General features: G+C 61.8%; 19 protein-coding genes and 2 pseudogenes. 10 read left to right on the plus strand and 11 right to left on the minus strand.

Annotated features, from left to right (window positions below):
* The first annotated feature begins 19 nt into the window (after nt 1–19).
* The 5 genes and pseudogenes from SM766_RS02590 to SM766_RS02610 all read left to right on the plus strand — a co-directional run bounded on the left by SM766_RS02590 (nt 20) and on the right by SM766_RS02610 (nt 2850).
* On the plus strand, nt 20–625 hold the full coding sequence (locus tag SM766_RS02590) for a c-type cytochrome (RefSeq protein ID WP_368946819.1): 606 nt from the start codon (nt 20–22) through the stop codon (nt 623–625).
* A 2-nt stretch (nt 626–627) separates the two neighbouring features.
* On the plus strand, nt 628–1530 hold the full coding sequence (locus SM766_RS02595; protein WP_368946820.1) for a c-type cytochrome: 903 nt from the start codon (nt 628–630) through the stop codon (nt 1528–1530).
* A 14-nt stretch (nt 1531–1544) separates the two neighbouring features.
* Nucleotides 1545–1652 (plus strand): annotated as a pseudogene (locus tag SM766_RS02600) (multicopper oxidase domain-containing protein); the annotation flags it as partial.
* A 53-nt stretch (nt 1653–1705) separates the two neighbouring features.
* Nucleotides 1706–2117, plus strand: a pseudogene (locus SM766_RS02605) (c-type cytochrome).
* Between the two features lies 1 nt (nt 2118).
* Nucleotides 2119–2850 carry a DsbA family protein gene (locus SM766_RS02610; RefSeq protein WP_274832323.1) on the plus strand — a complete coding sequence of 244 codons (732 nt, stop codon included), beginning with the start codon at nt 2119–2121 and terminating at the stop codon, nt 2848–2850.
* Between the two features lie 39 nt (nt 2851–2889).
* Here the strand turns inward: SM766_RS02610 and SM766_RS02615 are convergent, their stop codons facing one another.
* Entirely contained in the window at nt 2890–3090 is a 201-nt protein-coding gene (locus SM766_RS02615; RefSeq protein WP_065271053.1) for a heavy-metal-associated domain-containing protein, read from the minus strand.
* A 163-nt stretch (nt 3091–3253) separates the two neighbouring features.
* Here SM766_RS02615 and SM766_RS02620 point away from each other — a divergent pair, with 163 nt between their 5' ends.
* Nucleotides 3254–5761 carry a heavy metal translocating P-type ATPase gene (locus SM766_RS02620; protein ID WP_368946821.1) on the plus strand — a complete coding sequence of 836 codons (2508 nt, stop codon included), beginning with the start codon at nt 3254–3256 and terminating at the stop codon, nt 5759–5761.
* A 12-nt stretch (nt 5762–5773) separates the two neighbouring features.
* Nucleotides 5774–6196, plus strand: a complete 423-nt coding sequence (gene cueR / locus SM766_RS02625; protein ID WP_368946822.1) for a Cu(I)-responsive transcriptional regulator — start codon at nt 5774–5776, stop codon at nt 6194–6196.
* A gap of 239 nt (nt 6197–6435) precedes the next feature.
* Here the strand turns inward: cueR and SM766_RS02630 are convergent, their stop codons facing one another.
* From SM766_RS02630 to SM766_RS02665, 8 genes are all read right to left on the minus strand, one after another.
* Nucleotides 6436–7188 (minus strand): ABC transporter ATP-binding protein, encoded by a 753-nt coding sequence (locus SM766_RS02630; protein ID WP_368946823.1) that lies wholly within the window; start codon nt 7186–7188, stop codon nt 6436–6438.
* Entirely contained in the window at nt 7185–8228 is a 1044-nt protein-coding gene (locus tag SM766_RS02635) for a FecCD family ABC transporter permease (protein WP_368946824.1), read from the minus strand. Before SM766_RS02635 ends, SM766_RS02630 begins: the two co-directional genes overlap by 4 nt.
* Nucleotides 8225–9307, minus strand: coding sequence for an ABC transporter substrate-binding protein (locus SM766_RS02640; RefSeq protein WP_368946825.1), 1083 nt, complete (start codon nt 9305–9307; stop codon nt 8225–8227). The genes SM766_RS02635 and SM766_RS02640 overlap by 4 nt, the downstream gene beginning before the upstream one ends.
* Before the next feature lie 25 nt (nt 9308–9332).
* Nucleotides 9333–9959, minus strand: coding sequence for a Crp/Fnr family transcriptional regulator (locus SM766_RS02645; protein ID WP_368946826.1), 627 nt, complete (start codon nt 9957–9959; stop codon nt 9333–9335).
* A gap of 146 nt (nt 9960–10105) precedes the next feature.
* On the minus strand, nt 10106–10411 hold the full coding sequence (locus SM766_RS02650; RefSeq protein WP_490363344.1) for a hypothetical protein: 306 nt from the start codon (nt 10409–10411) through the stop codon (nt 10106–10108).
* Between the two features lie 283 nt (nt 10412–10694).
* Nucleotides 10695–11171: a polyketide synthase gene (locus SM766_RS02655; protein WP_237028426.1), complete on the minus strand. Its 477-nt coding sequence runs from the start codon at nt 11169–11171 to the stop codon at nt 10695–10697.
* 298 nt (nt 11172–11469) lie between these two features.
* On the minus strand, nt 11470–13875 hold the full coding sequence (locus tag SM766_RS02660) for a YbcC family protein (protein WP_368946828.1): 2406 nt from the start codon (nt 13873–13875) through the stop codon (nt 11470–11472).
* Nucleotides 13876–13889: 14 nt separating this feature from the next.
* The gene (locus tag SM766_RS02665) at nt 13890–15440 is read right to left on the minus strand and encodes a proton-conducting transporter transmembrane domain-containing protein (RefSeq protein ID WP_368946829.1); all 1551 of its coding nucleotides are present in this window, start codon (nt 15438–15440) and stop codon (nt 13890–13892) included.
* 112 nt (nt 15441–15552) lie between these two features.
* On the opposite strand from SM766_RS02665, the gene SM766_RS02670 reads away from it, so the two are divergent.
* Together SM766_RS02670 and SM766_RS02675 are read left to right on the plus strand one after the other, a co-directional pair.
* The gene (locus tag SM766_RS02670) at nt 15553–16443 is read left to right on the plus strand and encodes a LysR family transcriptional regulator (RefSeq protein ID WP_368946830.1); all 891 of its coding nucleotides are present in this window, start codon (nt 15553–15555) and stop codon (nt 16441–16443) included.
* 788 nt (nt 16444–17231) lie between these two features.
* Nucleotides 17232–17989 (plus strand): IS5 family transposase gene (locus SM766_RS02675; RefSeq protein ID WP_368946831.1). Its coding sequence is split into 2 segments (ribosomal slippage): nt 17232–17553 and nt 17553–17989, totalling 759 coding nucleotides; the frame shifts between segments, so codons are not numbered across the junction.
* A gap of 77 nt (nt 17990–18066) precedes the next feature.
* Here the strand turns inward: SM766_RS02675 and SM766_RS02680 are convergent.
* On the minus strand, nt 18067–19248 hold the full coding sequence (locus tag SM766_RS02680; RefSeq protein WP_368946832.1) for an aromatic amino acid transaminase: 1182 nt from the start codon (nt 19246–19248) through the stop codon (nt 18067–18069).
* A gap of 223 nt (nt 19249–19471) precedes the next feature.
* Nucleotides 19472–20509 carry a zinc-dependent alcohol dehydrogenase family protein gene (locus tag SM766_RS02685; RefSeq protein WP_368946833.1) on the minus strand — a complete coding sequence of 346 codons (1038 nt, stop codon included), beginning with the start codon at nt 20507–20509 and terminating at the stop codon, nt 19472–19474.
* On the opposite strand from SM766_RS02685, the gene SM766_RS02690 reads away from it, so the two are divergent.
* The gene (locus SM766_RS02690) at nt 20508–21128 is read left to right on the plus strand and encodes an Lrp/AsnC family transcriptional regulator (protein WP_237028425.1); all 621 of its coding nucleotides are present in this window, start codon (nt 20508–20510) and stop codon (nt 21126–21128) included. The genes SM766_RS02685 and SM766_RS02690 overlap by 2 nt on opposite strands.
* Nucleotides 21129–21341: the final 213 nt, after the last annotated feature.

A 21341-nucleotide genomic window follows, 5' to 3' on the forward strand; every position in this document is an offset into this window, starting at 1 on the left:
TCAACGGAGTATTGATACGATGAAGACAACACCCATTCTGGCAGCAATCGTCATCACCGGCACAGCAGTCGCAGCCTTTGCGCACGGCAATGCCAAGGGTATCGTCAGGAATCGGATGGAATCGATGGAAGCGATGGGGGATGCCGTGAAGGCGGTCACCCCGATGATGCGCGGCGAGAGGACCTATGATGCCGCAGCCATGCGCAACACAGCCCGGATTTTCCAGAAACACGCAGGCGAGGCCCTGACCGATCTTTTCCCGAAAGGGTCTGGCGGTGCCCCTTCTGAGGCCAAGGATGCGGTCTGGTCAGACTGGGATCGGTTCGCGGCGCTGGCACGGCAGTTGGCAATCTACGCCGAGGGCCTGGAGGGCGCTGCCGGGAATGGCCTCGCTGGTGGCGGAGGAATGGGCGCAGGGTCGATGATGGGGAATAGCTCCGGAATGGGATCGGGGTCGATGATGGGCAACGGATCCATGATGGGGTCAGGCACCAGTATGATGGGCGGCGGTGCCGGGATGATGCGTGCAGAAGATATCGCCGCGATGCCTGTAGATGCGGCCTTTGCGATGACGACACAGGTCTGCTCGGCCTGTCATTCCCGGTTCCGGGCGGAAGACCACTGAGCATGCGCCGGGTCGCATTTTTGTCTGGCGAGGCGGCGGCATGTGTTGCCGTTGTCCTGACCGCGGTGATCGCGTGGCCGGTCGGCAGCGCTCCGAAGCCGATCACGACGGAGGGCGACGTTAACCGGGGTGCTTACCTGGCACGTGCCAGCGGCTGTATCGCCTGTCATTCGAATTTCGAAGCGGGCGGCGCCCCGCTGGCCGGAGGGGCGCCGCTGAAGACGGAATTCGGCACCTTCTATCCGCCGAACCTGACCACCGATCCCGAACAAGGCATCGGCGGCTGGACTGCCGAGAGTTTTGCAAAAGCCATCCGCCAGGGGATCGGACCAGATGGGGAACCCTATTTCCCGGCCTTTCCTTACCCCTTCTACGCCGAGTTTTCCGATCAGGATATCGCCGATCTGTGGGCAGCGTTTCAGACCGTGGCACCGGTGCCTGAGGCCGCGCCGGATCATGCGGTCGGTTTTCCCTTCAATCAACGCTGGGGACTGAAGCTTTGGCGGGCCGCGTTTTTCCACGATCCGGGGACGGAACCGCTGCCGGGGCGCAGTGCGGCCTGGAACCGGGGCAGGGAACTGGTTCGCGGTGCGGCCCATTGCGGGGCCTGCCATACGCCGCGCAATCTGGCGGGGGGCCGCGATCCTGACGCAGCCTTTGCCGGCAATGACGCGCTGCCGGGCGGCAGCAAGGCACCCTCGATCCGGGCCGCTGATCTAGCCAAGAACGGCTGGACTGTCTCGTCGCTGTCCTACGCGTTGCAGACGGGCCTGACGCCATCAGGCGATGCCTTTGGCGGCAGCATGGCCGAGGTGGTCCGCGAAGGCACCCGGTTCCTGACTCCAAAGGACCGTGAAGCCATCGCCACCTATCTGTTCGACGCTGATGGGGGAGCGGCCGAATGAACGATGTGGATGCAACGCGCACCATTACCTTTGCCGCCGACAATCCCGGTGACAGGTTGTTGCACTGCCACATGCTAACCCATGCGGCCTCGGGCATGAAGACATGGGCGCGGGTCACATGAGGGGGCAAGTCATCATCGCCGTGCTGGCAGTGGCAGTGGCTGGCGGCGTTTGGATGCTGCAAGGACAGGATCCGACGGTGGCCTCCGGCGCCGAGGAACTGGACATTGCCGAGGGCGAGGCCCTTTACACCGAAGCCTGCGCTGCCTGTCACGGGGCTCAGCTGGAAGGCCAGCCGGACTGGCGCACACGCGGCCCCGACGGGCGTCTGCCCGCCCCCCCCGCATGATGAAACGGGGCACACCTGGCATCATTCGGACAGCCTGCTGTTCAACTATACCAAGCTGGGCGGCAAGGCCCTTATGGCCCAGCAGGGCATGGAGTTCGACAGCGGCATGCCGGGGTTTGGCGACAGCCTGACGGATCAGCAGATCCGCAACGTGCTGGGCTATATTCGGTCCACCTGGCCGGAGCATGTAAAGGAAGCACAGAAAGCGCGAACCAATGCGGAAAATGGAGAGAACTGACATGACCCTTAAGGCACCGATCCTTGCACTGGCGATGGCCACGTTGCTGCCGATACCCGCACTCTCGCAGGAACTCGACGAGGCCCGCGTCCGGGAGCTGGTCCTGGAGACGATACGGGAGAACCCCGAGATCGTCATGGAGGCCGTTGCTCTGCTGGAAAAACAACAGGCGGATGCACAGGCAGAAACTCAGGCAGAGGTGCTGCGCAGCCAGCGCGACTTGATTGAACGCGATCCGAATGCGCCGGTCCTCGGCAATCCGGAGGGGGATGTAACCGTGGTGGAGTTCTTCGACTACAACTGCCCCTATTGCCGCCGGGTAAAACCCGAGGTCCGGGCGCTGATCGAGGAAGATCCCAATATCCGACTTGTCTACCGAGAATGGCCCATCCTTGGCGACGGCTCGGTCTTTGCCGCCAAGGCTGCGCTCGCGGCGCGGGCGCAGGGCAAATATGAAGAATTCCACTGGGCGATGATGGCGATCAAGGGCCGTGCCCAGGAGGCCACGGTCCTGCGCGTCGCCGAAGAGGTCGGGCTGGATCTTGAGCAGCTGAAGAAAGACATGGAGGCGCCGGAAGTGGCTGAACACATCGCCACATCGATGCGTCTGACCCAGGCGCTCGGCTTCAACGGAACGCCGTCCTTCGTTGTCGGGGATGCGCTGGTGCCGGGATTTGTTGAAAAGGACCAGCTTTCTGAACTGGTGAGCACAGCCCGGGACCGCGCCGAATAATGGGGATCCCGCGCCGGAGGGGGCCGACGCGGGACAGGATCAGGCGGCAGCGGGCTGCGAGTCGTAGCCAGCGTCCTTGATCACGGCGGCAAGCTGATCAGCCGACAGTGCGCTGTCGATCTTCACCAGGCGTTCGCCGAGGTCGCAGGCAATCGTGGCGGCCGGATCGGCGGCCTTGACGGATTTTTCGATGGCGGCAGTGCAGTGGCCGCAGCTCATGTCCGGAACCTTGAATTCCATTTCGAACCCTCTCTGGTTTGGTTGCAGGGCGAGAGATGGGGCTTCCAGTTAGGGGAAGGTCAAGACGTGATCTGACCTGTGATAAAATTTTGACGCGCCCTTGACCTTCCAGTGACTAGAACCACCATGTAAGGCACAGCCACACAGAATCGAGGAGGCTGTCATGCCCGAACAAACCCCTGTTACATTGTCCGTCGAAGGCATGTCCTGTGCCTCTTGCGTTGGGCGCGTGGACCGCGGCCTGACGGCGGTTGAGGGCATCCATGACGTCTCGGTAAACCTTGCATCTGAAACCGCACGACTGGTCGCCGACGATCCGGATCGCATCGCAGACGCCATCGCCGCGCTCGACAAGCTTGGTTACCCGGCGCGGGTGGCCTCGGTGACGCTGAATGTGGAATCGATGTCCTGTGCCTCTTGCGTCGGGCGCGTCGACAAGGCGCTGGAGGCGGTGCCGGGCGTGCTTGACGTCAATGTAAATCTCGCATCTGAAACCGCGACCGTGCGCTATGCCGAAGGCGCGGTCACCCCCGCCGAACTGATCGCGGCCAGCAAGGACGCCGGCTATCCCGCGACCGTGGCAGAGGCGGCAGGCGGTGAGGATCGCACAGCCCGCAAGGCCGAAGAGGCCCGCAGCCTTGCCCGGCGCATGGCCCATGCCGCCGCCCTCGCGCTGCCGGTCTTTGTGGTTGAGATGGGCGGCCATGTGTTTCCGACCTTTCACCACTGGATCAACGCCACCATCGGTCAGCAGACCAGCTGGCTGTTGCAGTTCGCACTGACGACTCTGGTGCTGATCGGGCCGGGTCGGATTTTCTATCTCAAAGGGTTGCCCGCGCTGCTGAAGGGCGCGCCGGACATGAACAGCCTTGTCGCGGTGGGTACCGGGGCGGCCTATCTTTACTCCGTTGTCGCAACCTTCCTGCCTGCGCTTTTGCCGGACGCGGTGCGTGCGGTCTATTTCGAGGCGGCAGCAGTCATCGTCGTGCTGATCCTGCTGGGGCGCTTCCTTGAGGCGCGCGCCAAGGGGCGCACCGGCGCTGCGATCCAGAAACTGCTGGGGCTGCAGGTGCGTACCGCCCGCGTGATGCGGGGCGGCGAGAGCACCGAGGTCTCTGTCGATGAGCTGGTGCAGGGCGACATCATCGTCGTCCGCCCGGGCGAGCGCATTGCCGTGGATGGCGAGGTGATCGAAGGCAGCAGCCACGTCGACGAAAGCATGCTGACAGGCGAGCCGGTTCCAGCGGAAAAGACCGCTGGTGATGCCGTCACCGGCGGTACCGTGAACGGCGCAGGAAGCCTGCAGTTCCGCGCCACGCGGGTTGGCGGTGATACCACCCTCAGCCAGATCATCCGCATGGTCGAAGAGGCGCAGGGCGCCAAACTGCCGATCCAGGGGCTGGTTGACCGGATCACCCTGTGGTTCGTGCCCGCGGTGATGGCCGCCGCGACCCTGACCATCCTCGTCTGGCTGATCTTCGGCCCTTCGCCCGCGTTGACGCTGGCGTTGGTCGCAGGTGTATCGGTGCTGATCATTGCCTGCCCCTGTGCCATGGGCCTGGCCACGCCAACCTCCATCATGGTGGGCACCGGACGCGCCGCTGAGATGGGCGTGTTGTTCCGTAAGGGCGACGCGCTGCAACAGCTGGACACGGTCGAGGTCGTGGCGCTGGACAAGACCGGCACCGTGACCGAGGGCCGCCCGGAACTGACCGACCTTGTTCTCGCCACAGGTTTTGAACGGGCGGAGGTGCTGTCCAAAATCGCCGCGGTGGAGGAACGTTCGGAGCACCCGATCGCCGAAGCCATCGTCCGCGCCGCCCGCGCCGAGGGCGCACCACGCGCTGAGGCGGGCGATTTCACCTCGGTCACCGGCCACGGCGTGCGCGCCATGGTGGACGGGGCGCAGGTGATGGTCGGCGCCGACCGGTTCATGGCCCGCGAAGGCATCGATACGGCGGCGCTGTCGGCGCAGGAGACCGAGCTTGCCAAACGCGGGCGTACCGCGCTCTACGCGGCAGTTGATGGGCGGCTTGCGGCGGTGATCGGCGTGGCCGACCCGGTGAAACCGGCCAGTCGCGCGGCCATCGCTGCGCTGCACGAAAAAGGGCTGAAAGTCGCCATGATCACCGGCGACAAGCGCGAGACAGCCGAAGCCATCGCCCGCGAAACCGGCATCGACCACGTGATCGCGGGGGTTCTGCCCGACGGCAAGGTCGCGGCGCTCGATGAGTTGCGGCAAGGGCGCCAGATCGCCTTTGTCGGGGATGGCATCAATGACGCGCCTGCGCTTGCACATGCCGATGTCGGCATCGCCATCGGTACCGGCACGGATGTGGCCATCGAAAGCGCTGATGTGGTCCTGATGTCGGGCGATCTGCGCGGTGTGGTCAACGCCTTCGAGGTCTCTCGCCGCACTATGCGCAACATCCGCCAAAACCTGTTCTGGGCCTTCGGCTACAACACCGCGCTGGTGCCGGTTGCGGCGGGCGTGCTGTATCCCGCCTTCGGGGTGCTGCTGTCGCCGATGCTGGCGGCAGGGGCGATGGCGCTGTCGTCGGTCTTTGTCCTGACCAACGCGCTGCGCCTGCGCCGCGTAGCACCGGCCATGGATGAAAAAGCCGGGGCCAGCGGCGCCCGCGCAAGCAACGCGCATGTTCCGGCGGAATGACAGGGGGCTGGAATGAATATCGGTGACGTATCACGGCGATCAGGACTGCCCGCAAAAACGATCCGCTACTACGAGGATATTGGCCTGATCTACCCGCAGCGTAGCGAGAACGGGTATCGCAGCTTTTGTGAACAGGACCTGCACAAGCTGGCCTTCCTCGGCCGCGCCCGCGCGCTTGGCTTTACCATTGAAACCTGCCGGGCGCTGATGGCGCTATACGAGGACGAGGGCCGGGAAAGCGCGCAGGTCAAGCGCATTGCCGAAGAGCATCTGGCCCAGATCGACGAGAAGATCACTCAGCTCCAGTCGATGCGTGACACGCTGGATCAACTGGTGCATGCCTGCGCGGGAGATCACCGCCCGGATTGCCCCATCCTGAAGGATTTGGCGCGAAACACGGCTGAGGAAAACATTGGGGAGCCTGTGGTGCGTTGATGAGGCAAGCGTGAATTCGCGGGTGCTGTATGGGGTGGGCTTTCGGACGCGGAGAAAGTGCTGTTTTCGCGAGACCCCTAAGGCATTTTCAAAGCGCGACCAAAGGATGCGGCAGGGTAAAGGCTAGTGCGGCGGGTACATGCGGTATCTGAGTGATCTGCCGCGTCGAGATTGACAACCTGCTAGATCAAACCTTCGGCGTCTTGGGCTCACACTTGGGAGCGCTGATCTACAATACTTCAACATTTCGGCGACCGAGCCTGGTGCGCGACGAAGACTGGCCCGCCATCGCGATCACGGAGAATCTCACTGTCGATGTGATAGGCCCGGTCCAGGCAGGGCGACCGCAGAACCTGTGAGGTTGGTCCAGCCACGGCCAGCCTGCCGGTTTCAAGAAATACCGTCTGATCCGCATAACGGGCTGCCAAGGTCAGGTCGTGCAAGGCCGCGAGCACGAGTCTGCTCTGCGCAAGCTTTTGCAACTGTTCGAGCACCTCGAGCTGGTGGTGCAGGTCCAGCGCACTGGTGGGTTCGTCGAGGATCAGCAGGCGGGGATCGCGGATCAGGCGTTGCGCCAGAAGAACGCGCTGTTGCTGGCCCCCTGACAGACTATCCATCCGATGATCGGCGAGGTGTGACAGGTTTAACATCTCCAGCATCTGGGCAACTTCGGCGCGCTCCCGCGCTGTGATGCGCCAACCGAGCCTTTCGCGCCGCCCAAGCAGCACACATTCCGCGACGCTCATGGCTGCCTTCACGGTAAAATCCTGTGGCATGAATCCGATGCGTTCAGGCGCAGGCCAGGTCTGGTCCAGCGCCTTGGTGCCGCCGTGGCGCTGAACCCCGGCAAGAACCTTCAGCAGGGTGGATTTGCCTGCACCGTTTGGGCCAATTACCGCAACGAGCCCGCTCGAGGGCAGCTCCAGCCTGTCAATCCGCAGCAAGCGGCGGCGCCCGGCATCAACGGTGAAATTCTCCAGAACCAAACTCATGTGCGCCCTTTCAGCAGGATGATTGCAAGCAGCATCGGAATACCCGCGATGGCGGTTATGATGCCCACCGGAATGACCGCACCGGGCGAGATGACCTTGCCCAGGACGGAGGCGGCGACCAGCACCACAGCGCCCATGATCGCTGCCATCGGCAGGCCGAAACGGTGATCTTCGCCCACCAGAGCGCGCCCGACATGCGGGGCGATCAGGCCGACAAAACCGATGGTGCCGGTAAAGCTGACGGCACCGGCAGTCAGAAGCGCGATTATCACCAGTACCCGCAGGCGCAACCCTTCGACGTTCAGGCCAAGGCTTGCAGCATTGCCTTCGCCAAGGCGCAGTGAGGTCAGGTTCCACACGTCACGGGCGATCAATGGCAGGGTCACGGCAAGGATCGCGGACAAAACCTGCACCGACGTCCAGGTCGCCTTGAGCAGGCTGCCGAACAGCCAGAAGACGATCTGTTGCAGCACTTCGGGGGCCGCCATGAATTGCAGCAACGATTGCAGTGACTGGAACAGGAAAAGCACCGCTATGCCCGCCAGCACCAGCATCTCGGGCGAGGCGCCGCGCAGGTGTGCGACGAGGTAGACAAGTCCAGCTGCGACCAGCGTGGCGGCAAAGGCCGCGAGCGGTACGCCGATCCACATCGCCACCGGCAGTGCCGTACCGAACAGGATCACCAGTGCGGCTCCGAAACCGGCAGCGGCGGAAAAGCCCAGCGTATAGGGGCTGGCCAGAGGGTTATTGAGGATGGTCTGCATCATCAGTCCGGCGATCCCCAGGGCAGCCCCCACCAGTGCAGCCATCAGGGTCTGCGGCATGCGAAGATGCCACAGGATAGTCGCGAGGCGGCGGTTCTCTGCATCCGGGCCATCGCGCAGGCCCTTCAGGACATCGGACAAAGGCAGACCGGCGGGACCGGTCACAAGGTCCACCACCATCAGGGCCGCCAGGATGGTGAGGGCGGCACAGACCGCCCCCATCCGGGTGATGCGGGTGCGGTCGAAACCGCTCCCTTCACTTACCGCGATACTCATTCCGCCTGCATCATGAAGGTGCCCTCGGGCGTGATCGGCAGCCAGTCGGCGTAGAACTTCGCCAGCTCGGCCTGCGGGTCAACATCGGCAAAGGCTGCCGGATGCAAAGCCTTTCCAAGGAAACGGAAATAGGCAAAATCCGACAGCGTGCGCGAGCCGCCGTGATAGATGCCGTAGACCTTGCCGTTTTCGACTGCGGGCAGGTCTGACCAGCCGGGGCGACCGAGATAGGCACCGATGCGTTCGTTCGCCAGCGCCTTGTCCGCGCCAAAACCCATCGGCACCGAGGCAGGACGGTTCAGCCATTCAGAGCCGGAGAGAAGGATCACCTCGGGCGCTTGGGACAGCACGTATTCCGGCGACAGCGGCCCCCAGTTCTCGATCTGGCCATTGGCGATGTTCTGCCCCTTGAGCCGGTCGATAACTCCGCCCCACATGCCGCCTGCATAGGAGTTTCCGACCTCGTCCGGCCCTTTCTGCGCCAGCTCGACATAAACTTTTGGTGCCTCAGTTGACTGCTCTACCCGCGCAGCAGTGTCTGCTGTCATCTCGGCATAGAGCGTCGCGAGCGTCTCGGCGCGCTCCTCAGTGCCCATCGCCATCCCCAGCGCGCGGGTCGAGGCCAGGTGCGCCTCAAGCGTCTGGGCGTTGTAGTCGAGTACGAGTACGGGAATATCCGCCGTATCGAACTGCGCCGCGCTTTCACCAAGCGCGTCGTACTGCCAGCCCGCAAGGATCACCAGATCCGGGTCTGCGGCGATGGCGGCCTCGATGGACATGGTGCTGTTTTCTGTGTCGCCCACATCGGGCAGCTCAGCCAGCTGTGGAAAGACTTGCGTGTAGGCGTCCCATTGTTTCGGGCGCCAGTCGGCCCAAGGCCCGCGCGACAGGCCGACCAGCTTGTCCACCGCGCCGTCGCCGACGACAGCGAGGTAATCCTCGTAGTAAAACCCCAGCAGCACGCGTTCCGCCGGAGCGTTGAGCGTAAGGGTGCGGTCGCGCAGGTCGGTGATGGTGATCTCGGCCCATGCGGCGGTGGTCAGCAGCGTGGCGAGGCAGGTTGTCAGTGCAAGTTTCATGGTTTCTCCCTGTGTCATGAAAAGGTCAGGCGGCGACGCGTGCAGGCGCATCGCCGGTCAGCTCGTGAAGGGCTACGGCATCCAGAACGCGGACGCGGGTCGGTAGCGGCATGGCAATCAGCCCCGCCTTTTCCAGCGCCCGCATCTGCCGCGAGACGGTTTCCAGCGTCAGGCCGGTCAACTGTCCCAGATCAGCGCGGCTCATCGGCAGGTGCATCTCGTCCGGTCGCCCGTGGCGCTGATGGAAGGAGACCAGCATTGAGGCCACGCGTTCGCTGGCAGTCTTGCGCCCCAACAGCAGCTGCCAGTCCTGCGCCTGTGCCAACTGGTCCTGTATCAGATGCAAGAGGTTCAGCTGCAGCCGGGGAATGGCGCTGGCCAGTTCCTCGAATGTGCGTTGGTCGCAGGTCATGACCTCGGTCTCACCGACGGCGGTCAGCGTGCATTTGGCACGGACGCAGCCCTGCGGCGCCAGCGCTTCGTTGGCAAAAGTCAGGGCCAGCAGATGTGTGCGACCCTGCGGCGTCGGCCTGTCCTCGCGCAGCATGCCGGACCGGACGATCCCCATGAAGGGCGCATCCACACCCTTGCAGGCCAGTGCTTCGCCATCACGGTATTTTTCGGTTGTGAATTTGCGCTGGATACTGCGCATCTCGGCAGACCTCATCCCCCGGAACAGGGCGAGTCTTGAGGCAATTCTGAAGGCCCTGTGGTCAGGCCACGGGTGTATCATCGCAGTCATGTTGGTTTCCTTGTCTTTGACTGACGGACAAGGGGCGCGGGGCCCCGGCTGAAGGATCAGACGGGAAGAGGCGGCGCGCGGCTGCGGTGTTGATTTGGAAGATCTAGCGAAACTGGACGTTGCGCCGAACCTGTTGGCAGCGCCAAAGGTCGAAGCGGCATTTGGATCAAAAGACCGACGTTCGAAGAGGGCACGGTCCCGGCGACGCTGACTTGGACGCAATGCGGCCCGCCGTGATCGTCCCGGGCGGGCTGATCATCCTCGGCAGGGATGATCTCGCCCGCATCGGTCAGCCAGACCTCCTGCGTGCCGTCCGGCGTGCAAAGCACCAACCGCATGCCTTCGGGGCCTTGAGCGCGCATAAGCCCGTCCGGCACGGTGGACGAGCCGAGCAACGCCAAGAGCAGCAGCGCGCGTGTTATGAGACTGAGAAAGAACAAGGATCAGGGGCCGAAATGGTCCATTCAGGAACGACCCAGCCTGTCGGCGGGATCGCCCATGAACGCCGGTTCTACCTTATTCCCGTAGAGCGCGCAGTGACGTCACAGGTAGCGGCAAGAGCCGCACTAAGAGCGATATTCATGGATGTCTCCAGAGTCTGCTCCGGCGCACGGGCCGGATTTTTCACCAATAGGTCGGGAAAATTCAGACGGTCGGAGGCGCTCGTGCCGGGCGTGCTGCTTCGGCGGTGAGGGCGTTCAGAACAGGTGGCTGCGGCACCCAATCGGCCGGATCACAAGACAATTCGGCAAGGATGAGGGCAACAGCTGGCTCTGGCAGGGAGATAGCCGAATGCAGTCGGCAGGCGTCACAGGTTTGCGTGCTGTCGGCATCCTCGAAATCTCCACAGATCGACGAGATGTCCAGCCCATAGGTTTGGGCATAATCCAGTGCAGCCTGCTGTTCCGGTGTTGCAAAGCGATGCGCAAAACCCGACGTTGCCAAGGCAACTGTCAGCAGCACGGCCAGCGTGCGGAGCCACCAGATGGAGTGCATTACCTTCATATCAAAGGTCGATAGCAGAACCGGTGTAAATCGCAACCGCGCAACTTCAGCTGCGACAATGCGGACATCGGCACGAGGGGCGACCCGGATCCGTGCGCCGGGGTAACTTTGGCGCATACAGCGTCATTTGCAAACTCAGCCTTTCAGCCGGTTGAAGCCGGGCCTATTCGGCGCGTGGCGGCATCAAAAAAGCGCCCTTCGTCGCACATGCGGCCTTGGAACATGTCAGATGGACCGTTCAGCGGGGCAAGATGGAGGAAAATGCGTGCAGGGAAGTTATTGGCTCGCTGCATCTCTGTACCTATAGCGTCTTAGACCCCTGAAATTACCGATAAGAACCAATGCGAGGCACCTTCATTCTGCATGAAGCAGAACGAAGGTGCGCCAAAGCTATTTCCAGGCGGGGGGAAACAGACTATTCCGCTGCTATTGCGCGCGCGTCGGCGGATTGATCCTTGAAGCGTGACCATTCCAAGTCGCCGCAATAGCGCCAAGCCAGCTTGCCCTCGTCATCCATTGCGATGAGGTGCAGCCAGCCATTGTCAAACAAGGCGCGGACGCCGGGATGGCGCCGCAGGATCTCGGACATTGCTTCGCGCGGAGCCTCTACGATTACCGACAGGCGTAGCGGATCGTGCTGAAAGCCGTAGCCGTCATGCACTGACTGCCACGGCAGACCCGGACGCGGGGCGCCCGTGTTGCCTTCCTGAACGCCGATACCGCCCACTACGTTGTGGAGCAGCTTGTTGCCGCCACCGAACAAGCCCGGCGCTACGGTTGAACCGTAATACTGAAGGCTGATCCAGCTGGCGACCACGACGGGCGCCGTCAGGATCAATTCAAGCACGCCAAAGCCATCATCCCGCCGCCAGTCGTAATTATGCAGGAAAGCCTGCCCGGACAGATCTGCCCCATCGGTTTGGTGGCGCGGCGCGGCGATAAAGGCACGGCATCCGGCCAGGCCCCATTCGGGGCGGGTTTCGGCCCAGTCCCGCGCCCGCTGCGCGACATGTGCTGCGCCCGCGGCGCGCGGCAGGCGCTGGGAACGCTCCGCCCGGGCGAGCGCTCCGGCGGCGGCAAGCCAGGCCTTCAGTTGGGTAAGGTTAATGGGCGTTTCCGGCGACAGATCCTGTTCAAACAGGGTCACTTTGTCGGTGGTCGTATGGTGCAGCGCGGGCAGGAATGCCGTATCCGAAGGGATATCGATCCCGTCGTCACGCAACCCAGTCCGGACGTCCTGATTATTCAACAGGCTCGCCAACAGGCGGGCATTCACGTCCCCGGCGTGACCGCCACAAGCGCCACACTGCAGGGCGCTTTGATGAGGATTGTTGGTGACATCGGCGCCGTGGCCGACCAGCAATACGATCGGCGCAAATTCATCCGTGAGAGACATGGCGGTCAGCACCGATTTCGCCATTCCAACACGGGTTTCGAGATCAAGCGCAGGATCCATCACCGGCGCAGGGTCTTCCGCGGTTTTATTGCCGAGGCCGAGAGCATCCCGGACAAGCTTGCCTGCATAAAGCGGCCCCGACGCCTCGACAAAGGCAAAGGACGACACTGCGGCCAGCTTGAACCGGCCCCAGGCGCGTTTGGCCCGGGCGCCATAGCGGCGGTTCAGGTTTGCCGTTTCGGGTTCGGCTGCCTGTGAATTCAGCCCCGGCTGCAAGAGAACCGGACCGCGCAATTCGGTCACATCCGATCCGGCCGCCTTATGGGCGCTGGCCAGACCAAAGAAACCGGCAAAGCCAATCGTCTCGATGCCTCCATCCTGCGCTTCCAATGCGCGGCGGAAGACTTCCGAGCGCACATCGATACAGAAGGCCGCCTGCACATCCGGACGCGCCTCGCCCTTGCGCGCTGTACCGCTGGACAGCCGGTCGGCCAGCGCGCGCTGCTCGGCCCGTTCTGCAGCGTCCTGCAGCAGCGCGTCGATGACAAGATCCCGAGACGGAGTAACTGGGCTCTGATGGGCCGCGACCACATCTGCCCAGCGCGCTGCAATCTGGTCTTCGTAGAGGTCGAACAGAGCTTCGTCGAAGACCATCCGGATGGCCAGAAGTTCGGTCACGCTGCTGTTCGCTTTGCCTTCCAGTTCCGCCTGCCACAACAGATAGCGTCCGTATTGCGCCCATCCGCCCAGCGTCATCAGCCAGCGGTGGAACGCGGTGGGCGCAGCAGCAGTGGTGACGCCAAGCCTTTCCGAAGCGCGGCCAATAGCGCGCCAATGCGAACGGTTGGTGTCAGCAACAAAAGTGCAAAAGCCCGTAAGACCCTGAATCTCGGGCGTCAGATCGCGCGAGGCGAAGTCGCGCCAAGCCCTGAAGGGGCCGCCGCTGCCTGCCTGTTTCCAGAGAGCCTGCCCCTGATCGAAGTGACTGGCGGCCCAAACGCCGATGCGGTCATCAATAAGCCCGGGCCAGTCGATGCCGGAGACATCCGCTGCCAGTTCTGCCACGGTAGGAAGGGCTTTGGGCGCGGGGCTCTCATCGTCGAGAGACGCTTTCAGCTCCTGCAGGCTTGGCACGTTGAACTGGCCTTTGATCGAAGCCAATGCCTCCTTCAGATCTGTGTCGCAAATTTCACCCGCGTTGATTTTGCCCGCCCAATGCGCGCGTGGTGAGATCGCCCGGGCGCCACCGACCCGCGCGAGACGCGCGGCGGTGACTGCAAGCGGCTCATCGCTCTGACCCAGAAACGGGTTCACTGCGACATTGGCAGATAGAGGGAACAACGGCGGGATCGCCTTGGCAGCCGTGTTGGCCTCTGCGACGAGCTCCAGCAGGGCGGCGGGGTAGGTCTCGAGTTTGGCAAACATGAGGTCGGTTCCTTTCAGGCTGCAGACCGCTTGGACCATCCGTCCAGAAGCTTGTCGAAGATTGCATTGGCATAAAGGCCGTTGGTCAGGTGCACGCGCAGACCTGTTGCGGCCGGGTGCGATGCCCACAGGGGGAAGGTCGCCTGTGCCACAGCGACCACTCCGAAACTGATCAGAGCGAGCAGGATCAGCGCCCATTCCAGCGGGCCGGGATTTGGGGTCGGAGGCAGGCTGCCAGCGGTCAGAGACTGGGCGATAACCTGAAGGGCGAAATAGCTCACCGACGTCACCAGCGCGTAGACCACGATGCGCTGCGTCAGCGCGCGCGGCGCCGCATCGGCAAAGCCCTGCGCCAGCAAGTAGGCGACACCAAAGATCAGGATGACGCCCAGGGCGATGGCCTGAACCGACTTGCCGTCAAACCCAATAACCGTGCCGACTAGACCATAGATCGCGATGGCAATGATAAAGGCTTGCAGGACGTTGCGGGCGCTCGGAACCGCAATTGGTCCGGGGCGGGCAATTGCCGCGACATTGCGCACTGCCTCACCGGAACTGAGGAAGGCATGCGCCTTGTAGAGCGAATGCGCCACGATATGCAGCAGAGCCAGCGGGAACAGCGCCAGGCCGCATTGCATGATCATGAAAGCCATCTGCGCGATGGTCGACCATGCCAGCGAGGTCTTGACCGCCGGTTGGGTCAGCATCACCAGACCACCAAAAAGTGCGGTGAACCCTCCGAGCATGACGAGAAGCGCCATGACACCCGGGGCCAGCAGCATCACGTCGGCAAAGCGGATCAACAGGAAGCCGCCCGCATTGATGACGCCCGCATGCAGCAGGGCAGAGACCGGCGTGGGCGCCTCCATCACCTCGGTCAGCCATCCGTGTATCGGGAATTGCGCCGAGGCTAGTACGGCCGACAGGGCAAGCAGGAGAGCTGCTCCCATAGTCAGCCACTCGGCCTCAGCGCTGGCAAGAAGCGTTTCGATATCAGTGGTCCCGGTTGCCGCGATCAGCAAGATCACGGCACCGGCCAATGCGCCCTCGCTCAACCGTGCGACGATGGCTTTCTTGCGGGCGGCGCGCTGCGCTGTTGCGCGTTCAGGATAAAACAGCAGCAACCGGTTCAGCGACAGGCTGGTCAGCGTCCAGGCCGCGAACAACTGAAAGAGATTGCCTGACATGACCAGCAGCAGGACGGCGGCCAATGTCGCAGACATCCAGCCCGTGAAGGCGCCTTGCCGATCCTCACCGTCCATGTAGGTCCTGGAATAGCGCAGCACGATCCAGCCGATGAAGCTGACCAGAACCAGCATCACCGCGCTCACCGCATCGAGCCGCACCGACAGTCCAACACCGAATAACCCGATCAGGGCCGAGGTGCCGGAGCCTTTGACCACAAGGAGCGTTGCAGCCACGGCCGCCATCGCGAATGCGGCGAATGCAGCGGCCTCGGTCAGGGCAGGCACCCGTCTGGGGCGTTTCCCGGGATGGCGCGCCGCATAGAACGCGGCCACCAGCAGGACGAGCGGGCTCAGAAGGGGTAAAAACAGATAAGCCATCATCGGACTCCTTTGAAATTCGCGGTCAGCGACCTTTCGCAATGGCTTAGGGGAGACGGCCCGATAGTAAAAATTCATTGTTTTTCATTTTACGTTCTATAAAATCTAACGAATGCCGTTGAACTATCACCACCTCCGTTACTTTTGGGCCGTCGCGCACGACGGAAACCTGACGCGCACGGCGGAGCGGCTGAACCTCTCGCAATCCGCTCTGTCAGTTCAGATCAAGCAATTGGAAGAACGGCTTGGTCACGCTCTGTTCGACCGGCGCGGGCGACAATTGCACCTGACCGAAGCTGGGCGGATCGCGCTGGATCACGCGGATGCAATTTTCTCGACGGGACAGGAACTTGTCGCGACCCTTGAAGGCACGGTGCGGGATCGCAAGGCGCTGCGCGTCGGCGCGCTTGCAACCCTGTCGCGCAATTTTCAGATCGGTTTCCTGAGGCCGATCCTGTCACGTCTGGACGTCGAGGTCATTCTGCGGTCGGGCAGTCCGACCGAACTGCTTGAGGGGTTGGGAACGCTCAACCTGGACCTGGTGCTGATGAACCGCCCACCCCCCGACGACAGCCTGACGCCGTATGAAACCCATCAGATCGGGGATCAGGAGGTCAGCATCGTCGGCGCGCCAGAGCGGCTCGACCCGGATAGCCCGATCCGCGATTTGCTCGCCGAGCAACCGTTCATCCTACCAACCACCGACAGCAGCGTACGCACCGCATTTGACGCGATGGCAAGCCGGTTATCCGTACGTCCGCAGATCGCGGCAGAGGTCGACGACATGGCGATGATGCGTCTGCTGGCCCGGGAAAACATCGGGTTGGCGCTGGTCGCACCGATCGTCGTGAAAGACGAATTGACCTCGGGTCGGCTTGTCGAGGCCAAAGAACATCCCCGGATCAAGGAAACCTTTTTCGCCATCACCCAGCGACGGCGGTTTCCGAATGCTCTGGTTCAGGATCTTCTCGAAAGGAATGCCGGTTCCGCAGCCTTGTCCTGAAGTGCAAACATGCGTGCATTCTGCGGACTTTATAGCTTCCTAGGGTTGTTTTTGTAATGCGCCCAGGAAGCTCTATTTCATTGGCTTTGTCGAAAAGACTGCTGCTTTTTCTTAATGAGAGATCGTAGCATGTCCGCTGCAGTGGCAGATCGGACGTGCGGCGGCGCGGCTGCCCGATCGCAGATAAAACCGCGCGCGTCCTTTTTCGCCGGATGGCGTCAGCCCGCCCAACCACGACATGCATGCGAGGTCCAGCGAAGGTTCTGCTGCAGGCGCAATAGATCATGCTGGGTTTTCTGGAAGCGGACCTTCGGATCAGCGACACCGAGCAGGGACACGTGCGTTTGGCTTGAAGGTCAGCTTTGCGCAGGACGCATCAAGTGAAAAGTCGATGGATCTGGCGATGCGATGGACGCCCGTGAAAGTCAATTTGGATCAGTTAGATGAGGCAGACACAGTGCTCGACAACGTCGTTTTGAAAGACCTGCTGGGAAAGGAGGCTACCGACCCGCCATTGCTGCGAGAGGGAAGCCGAACCTGACGGTACCGGAAGAACGGCGGGAGGCAGTACTCATTGCAATGTGGGATCATGACAGCCCGAAGCGCAGTGCTTTGACTTATCCCGCTGCATTGACCAAGTGCGGAAAGACAAAACGACTGTGCGATCAACATGAATGAGCGCGTTGCGCACTGTCGCAATGCGCGTCTTGACCAGAGCATTCCTAGGGTCAGGACCCATTGATTTCCGCCGGGTGGCGTGATTCACCGTTCGAAAAACGAGCGGTAAAATGTCTGACCTTTTCTGGCTGACCGAGGCGCAGATGGCGCGCCTTGAGCCTTATTTTCCGAAGTCTCACGGCAAGCCACGCGTCGATGATCGGCGTGTGTTGAGCGGGATTATCTTCATCAATCGCAATGGGTTGCGTTGGCGCGACGCGCCTGCGGAATACGGTCCGCACAAAACGCTCTACAACCGCTGGAAGCGATGGAGCGACAAGGGTGTCTTCGGCCGTATGATGGCGGGCTTGGCCGCCGAGCACGGCGAAGAGAAGACCGTGATGATCGACGCGACCTACCTCAAGGCCCACCGGACAGCGACCAGCATGGGCGTGAAAAAGGGGGGCGTGGACGCCTGATCGGGCGGACCAAAGGCGGCATGAACACCAAGCTGCACGCCATCTGCGATAGCCAGGGTCGCCCGCTTGACCTCTTCGTCACCGCTGGACAGGTCAGCGACTACATCGGCGCACGGGCATTGCTGGGCGGCCTGCCAAAGGTCGAATGGCTGCTCGGGGACCGGGGCTATGACGCAGACTGGTTCAGAGAAGCGTTGAAAGACAAAGGGATACGCGCCTGCATCCCGGGCCGTAAACAGCGCAAGACGACCGTGAAATACGACAAGCGCCGCTACAAACGGCGCAACCGGATCGAGATCATGTTCGGCAGGCTCAAGGATTGGCGACGGGTTGCCACCCGATACGACAGGTGCCCGAAGGTCTTCCACTCCGCAATCGCGCTCGCTGCAACCGTCATCTATTGGCTATGAGTCCTGACCCTAGGAAGATACAGCGTGACCGCCAGACCAAGATGGCGTGGTGCAATCGACACGATTCCTGGTGAGTTTCAGTCAGCCATGACATCTTGGACCGCACGGACCAGCCACAGGACGTCCTGTTCACGTAGCCGTGCCACATTGATGCGCCCGCCTTGTACGACGTGGATGCCATGGTCGCGGGTTAGCGCGACTTCCTGGGATTTGGTCAGCGGCAACAAAGAGAACATCCCCTTCTGCCGACCGAGAAACGCGAGGGTTCCTGTGCCATAGGTATCTTGTTCCGCTTTGACGATCGTCTCACGCATCTGTGCCACACGATCCCGCATCGGGTCGAGTTCATCCTGCCAGAGCGCCTTGAGCTTGGGGTCTTGCAGGATGGTGCGAACAACAGAGCAGCCATGGTCCGGCGCGTGTGATGCCCCCGAGCGGACGATTGCGGTGACCGCCCGTTTAACGCGATTGCGATCTGGGGTGCGTGTTTTGACAAAAAGTGCCCCGGCGCGATCACGATAAAGGCCAAAGGACTTGGACAGGGTGATGCAGACAATGCACTCGGGAAACCGTTTCGCAATTTGTCGGGCGAGGTCGCAGTCTGCATCGAAACTGCGGGCGAACCCGAGGTAGGCGAGGTCGATCCAGGGCACAATGCCGCGCTCTTCCAGGATGTCGAGCAGAGCTGCGATTTGCTCTGATGTCATATCCGCTCCGGTCGGGTTGTGACAGGCGCCTTGCATCAGGAAGACATCGCTGGGGCTGGCGGCCCTGAGCCCGTCGAGCATTTCGTCAAAAGTGAGCTCGCTGCGGATCGAATCGTAATAGTGCAGGGATCGGAAGTTCGCCTGCGCCGCGGAGAGAATCGGGACATAGTTGCCGTAGGTCGGAGATTGCAGCCAGACCGTGGGTTTTTTGGGCATTTGAGCCAGAAGATCTGCGATCACCCGCAGGGCAACCGCACCGCCGGAGGTTTGCGCCGCGATCCAGTCGCTGCTGTAGGCGTCGCCCATGATCTCGTGGCCGAGCACCGCGCAATACTCCGCATCGCCCGTGAGCGCGAGGTAGGACTTGCTGGTCTGGCTTTCGATCAGCCGCTGTTCTGCCTGCTTGACGGCCTTCAAGACCGGGGTCTGTCCCTGCGCGTCCTGATAGATGCCAACCGTCAAGTTCAGCTTGTCCTGCCGCGGGTCCTGAGCGAAATACTCTGCCCCGATCATGATTGGATCTACAGGGTATTCTTCCACCTGCTCAAACATTATTCACCCTTTCCAGTTCGACGGTCCGACTATGGAATGCTGTGATCGCGCGGGGCATCATCGTGCCGCCTCGGTCGTCAGTCATTACCTTTTCAGCCAGATGAGGCGTCATGTTGGGCTGCGTCACGCCCCGGGCGATTATTCCGTTGGCATATCGCCTTTGACCGTCAGCGATAACGCAGGCCAAGGTGTCATTTCCGATGAATGCGATTTTCTCCATGGCTCAAAAGCGGGTTATGACAGTGGCACCCACGGAGCGGAATTTATCCATCTCCATCAAGGCCTGAGGGGCATCGGCAAGGCTGATCTGCTCTCCGACCAGTCGTGCCGGATCCAGCTTGCCGCTGGCGATGAGGTCAAGCATCGCGCCGTAGCGATGTGCCTGCATCCCGTGTGAACCAAGCAATTCGATTTCCTGCCCGACGATCTTTGGCATTGGAACGGTCGGTGCCGCGTGCTCACCCAGCATCAGACCCACCTGTACATGCTTGCCCCGTGGCCGCAGGCAGAGGATTGAATTGGTCATAGTTGACGGGTGACCAAGTGCGTCGAGAGAGACGTGGGCACCTCCGCGGGTGATCTCCCGAATGGCCTCCGGCACGTCGGCCTCCCTACCGTTTAGCACCGTCACGGCGCCAAGCTCCTTCGCCAAAGTCAACTTGGCCGGATCAAGGTCCACGCCGATCACGTTGGCCCCGCAAGCCGAGGCGATCATCACGGCGGACAGGCCTACGCCGCCGCAACCATGCACAGCCACCCATTGTCCTGCGCTGACCTTCCCTTGATCTACCACCGCCCGAAATGAGGTTGCAAAGCGGCAACCAAGGCTCGCGGCAGTGGCAAAATTCATGGTCTCGGGCAGGGCGACAAGGTTCAGATCGGCCTGATGAATGCCTACGTATTCCGCAAAGGATCCCCAGTGGGTAAAACCCGGCTGTTCCTGCTGCAGGCAGACCTGCTGGTTGCCGGAATGGCATTCGGAACAGCTGCCGCACCCGCAGATGAATGGCACGGTGACCTTGTCGCCGACCTTCCATTTTGTGACGTCATTCCCAACGGCCTCGACGACGCCAGCTAACTCGTGGCCAGGCACATGCGGCAAGTCGATGTCGCTGTCGTGTCCCATCCAGCCATGCCAGTCGCTGCGGCAGACGCCGGTGGCCGCAACCCTGAGGACAACGCCATGCGGCTCTGGCGTCGGGTCGTCCACGGTAACCAGCTTTGGCGCGCTTTGGAATTTTTCGAAAAGGACGGCTTTCATGGCAGGATCTTTCGCTGAAGAGTATTTTGGACGAGATCATAGTCTGGATGAGGGAAATACCTTTGCCAATCCTCCCCATATTGCGCAAATCTGGAGTGGAATTCCCTATGGAATCGTCATTATTGAAAGATATCTACCCATGCCTGACATCGACGCCGTCAATGCCGAGATCTTGACCCTGTTGCAGGAGGATGGCCGCATGACCAATGCCAAGTTGTCCGAGCATCTGGGTATGAGCGAGACCCCCTGTTGGAGGCGGCTCAAACGTCTTGAAGAAAGCGGCATTATCGAAGGTTATCAAGCCAATCTGAGCCGTCGAAAGCTCGGCCTCGGCGTTATGGCCTTCGTCCAGCTGCGCTGTTCCGAGCATGATCAAGCCGCGACGGCAGAATTTCAGCGCATCGTTGAGACGACACCGAACATCCTGGCTTGCCACAACACGACCGGCGCGGATGATTTCCTGCTGATCGTGGTTGCCCGTGATCTCGATGATTACAGTGGTTTCGTCGACAGCACTCTGAGGCGGCTACCCGGTGTCACCAGCATTCGGTCCAACCTCTCATTGAAAGAAATGAAGGCGTCGAGCAAGCTGCCCGTCAGTGCAGCGTCAATGAAATAGACTGCCGCGCAAGCTGGTTTTCCGTCGTGTTTGAACCGAAGCCTGTAACCGGCCACCGGACTGAACCTGTGCCCGCGACAGACCTTTGCGAAGATCTGGGCGTTCATGCGCGGTCTCGTACTGGAACGCTTTGGGCGGAGATGAAAATGCCATAGCTCCGCCGGGATGCGGAAGAGGCGCGTTGCCACCGCAGGGGCATTGCCAGGGGAAATC

The sequence above is a fragment of the Pseudophaeobacter sp. A-200-2 genome (assembly GCF_041008815.1).
In the GTDB taxonomy this organism is placed as follows: Bacteria; Pseudomonadota; Alphaproteobacteria; order Rhodobacterales; family Rhodobacteraceae; genus Phycobacter; species Phycobacter gallaeciensis_A.

Bases quoted from the DNA above. Each gene is read 5' to 3' on its own strand.
- SM766_RS02590 (WP_368946819.1), top strand. From the start codon at position 20: ATGAAGACAACACCCATTCTGGCAGCAATCGTCATCACCGGCACAGCA.
- SM766_RS02595 (WP_368946820.1), top strand. From the start codon at position 628: ATGCGCCGGGTCGCATTTTTGTCTGGCGAGGCGGCGGCATGTGTTGCC.
- SM766_RS02610 (WP_274832323.1), top strand. From the start codon at position 2,119: ATGACCCTTAAGGCACCGATCCTTGCACTGGCGATGGCCACGTTGCTG.
- SM766_RS02615 (WP_065271053.1), bottom strand. From the start codon at position 3,090: ATGGAATTCAAGGTTCCGGACATGAGCTGCGGCCACTGCACTGCCGCC.
- SM766_RS02620 (WP_368946821.1), top strand. From the start codon at position 3,254: ATGCCCGAACAAACCCCTGTTACATTGTCCGTCGAAGGCATGTCCTGT.
- cueR (WP_368946822.1), top strand. From the start codon at position 5,774: ATGAATATCGGTGACGTATCACGGCGATCAGGACTGCCCGCAAAAACG.
- SM766_RS02630 (WP_368946823.1), bottom strand. From the start codon at position 7,188: ATGAGTTTGGTTCTGGAGAATTTCACCGTTGATGCCGGGCGCCGCCGC.
- SM766_RS02635 (WP_368946824.1), bottom strand. From the start codon at position 8,228: ATGAGTATCGCGGTAAGTGAAGGGAGCGGTTTCGACCGCACCCGCATC.
- SM766_RS02640 (WP_368946825.1), bottom strand. From the start codon at position 9,307: ATGAAACTTGCACTGACAACCTGCCTCGCCACGCTGCTGACCACCGCC.
- SM766_RS02645 (WP_368946826.1), bottom strand. From the start codon at position 9,959: ATGCGCAGTATCCAGCGCAAATTCACAACCGAAAAATACCGTGATGGC.
- SM766_RS02650 (WP_490363344.1), bottom strand. From the start codon at position 10,411: ATGCGCGCTCAAGGCCCCGAAGGCATGCGGTTGGTGCTTTGCACGCCG.
- SM766_RS02655 (WP_237028426.1), bottom strand. From the start codon at position 11,171: ATGCGCCAAAGTTACCCCGGCGCACGGATCCGGGTCGCCCCTCGTGCC.
- SM766_RS02660 (WP_368946828.1), bottom strand. From the start codon at position 13,875: ATGTTTGCCAAACTCGAGACCTACCCCGCCGCCCTGCTGGAGCTCGTC.
- SM766_RS02665 (WP_368946829.1), bottom strand. From the start codon at position 15,440: ATGGCTTATCTGTTTTTACCCCTTCTGAGCCCGCTCGTCCTGCTGGTG.
- SM766_RS02670 (WP_368946830.1), top strand. From the start codon at position 15,553: ATGCCGTTGAACTATCACCACCTCCGTTACTTTTGGGCCGTCGCGCAC.
- SM766_RS02680 (WP_368946832.1), bottom strand. From the start codon at position 19,248: ATGTTTGAGCAGGTGGAAGAATACCCTGTAGATCCAATCATGATCGGG.
- SM766_RS02690 (WP_237028425.1), top strand. From the start codon at position 20,508: ATGGCAGGATCTTTCGCTGAAGAGTATTTTGGACGAGATCATAGTCTG.
- SM766_RS02685 (WP_368946833.1), bottom strand. From the start codon at position 20,509: ATGAAAGCCGTCCTTTTCGAAAAATTCCAAAGCGCGCCAAAGCTGGTT.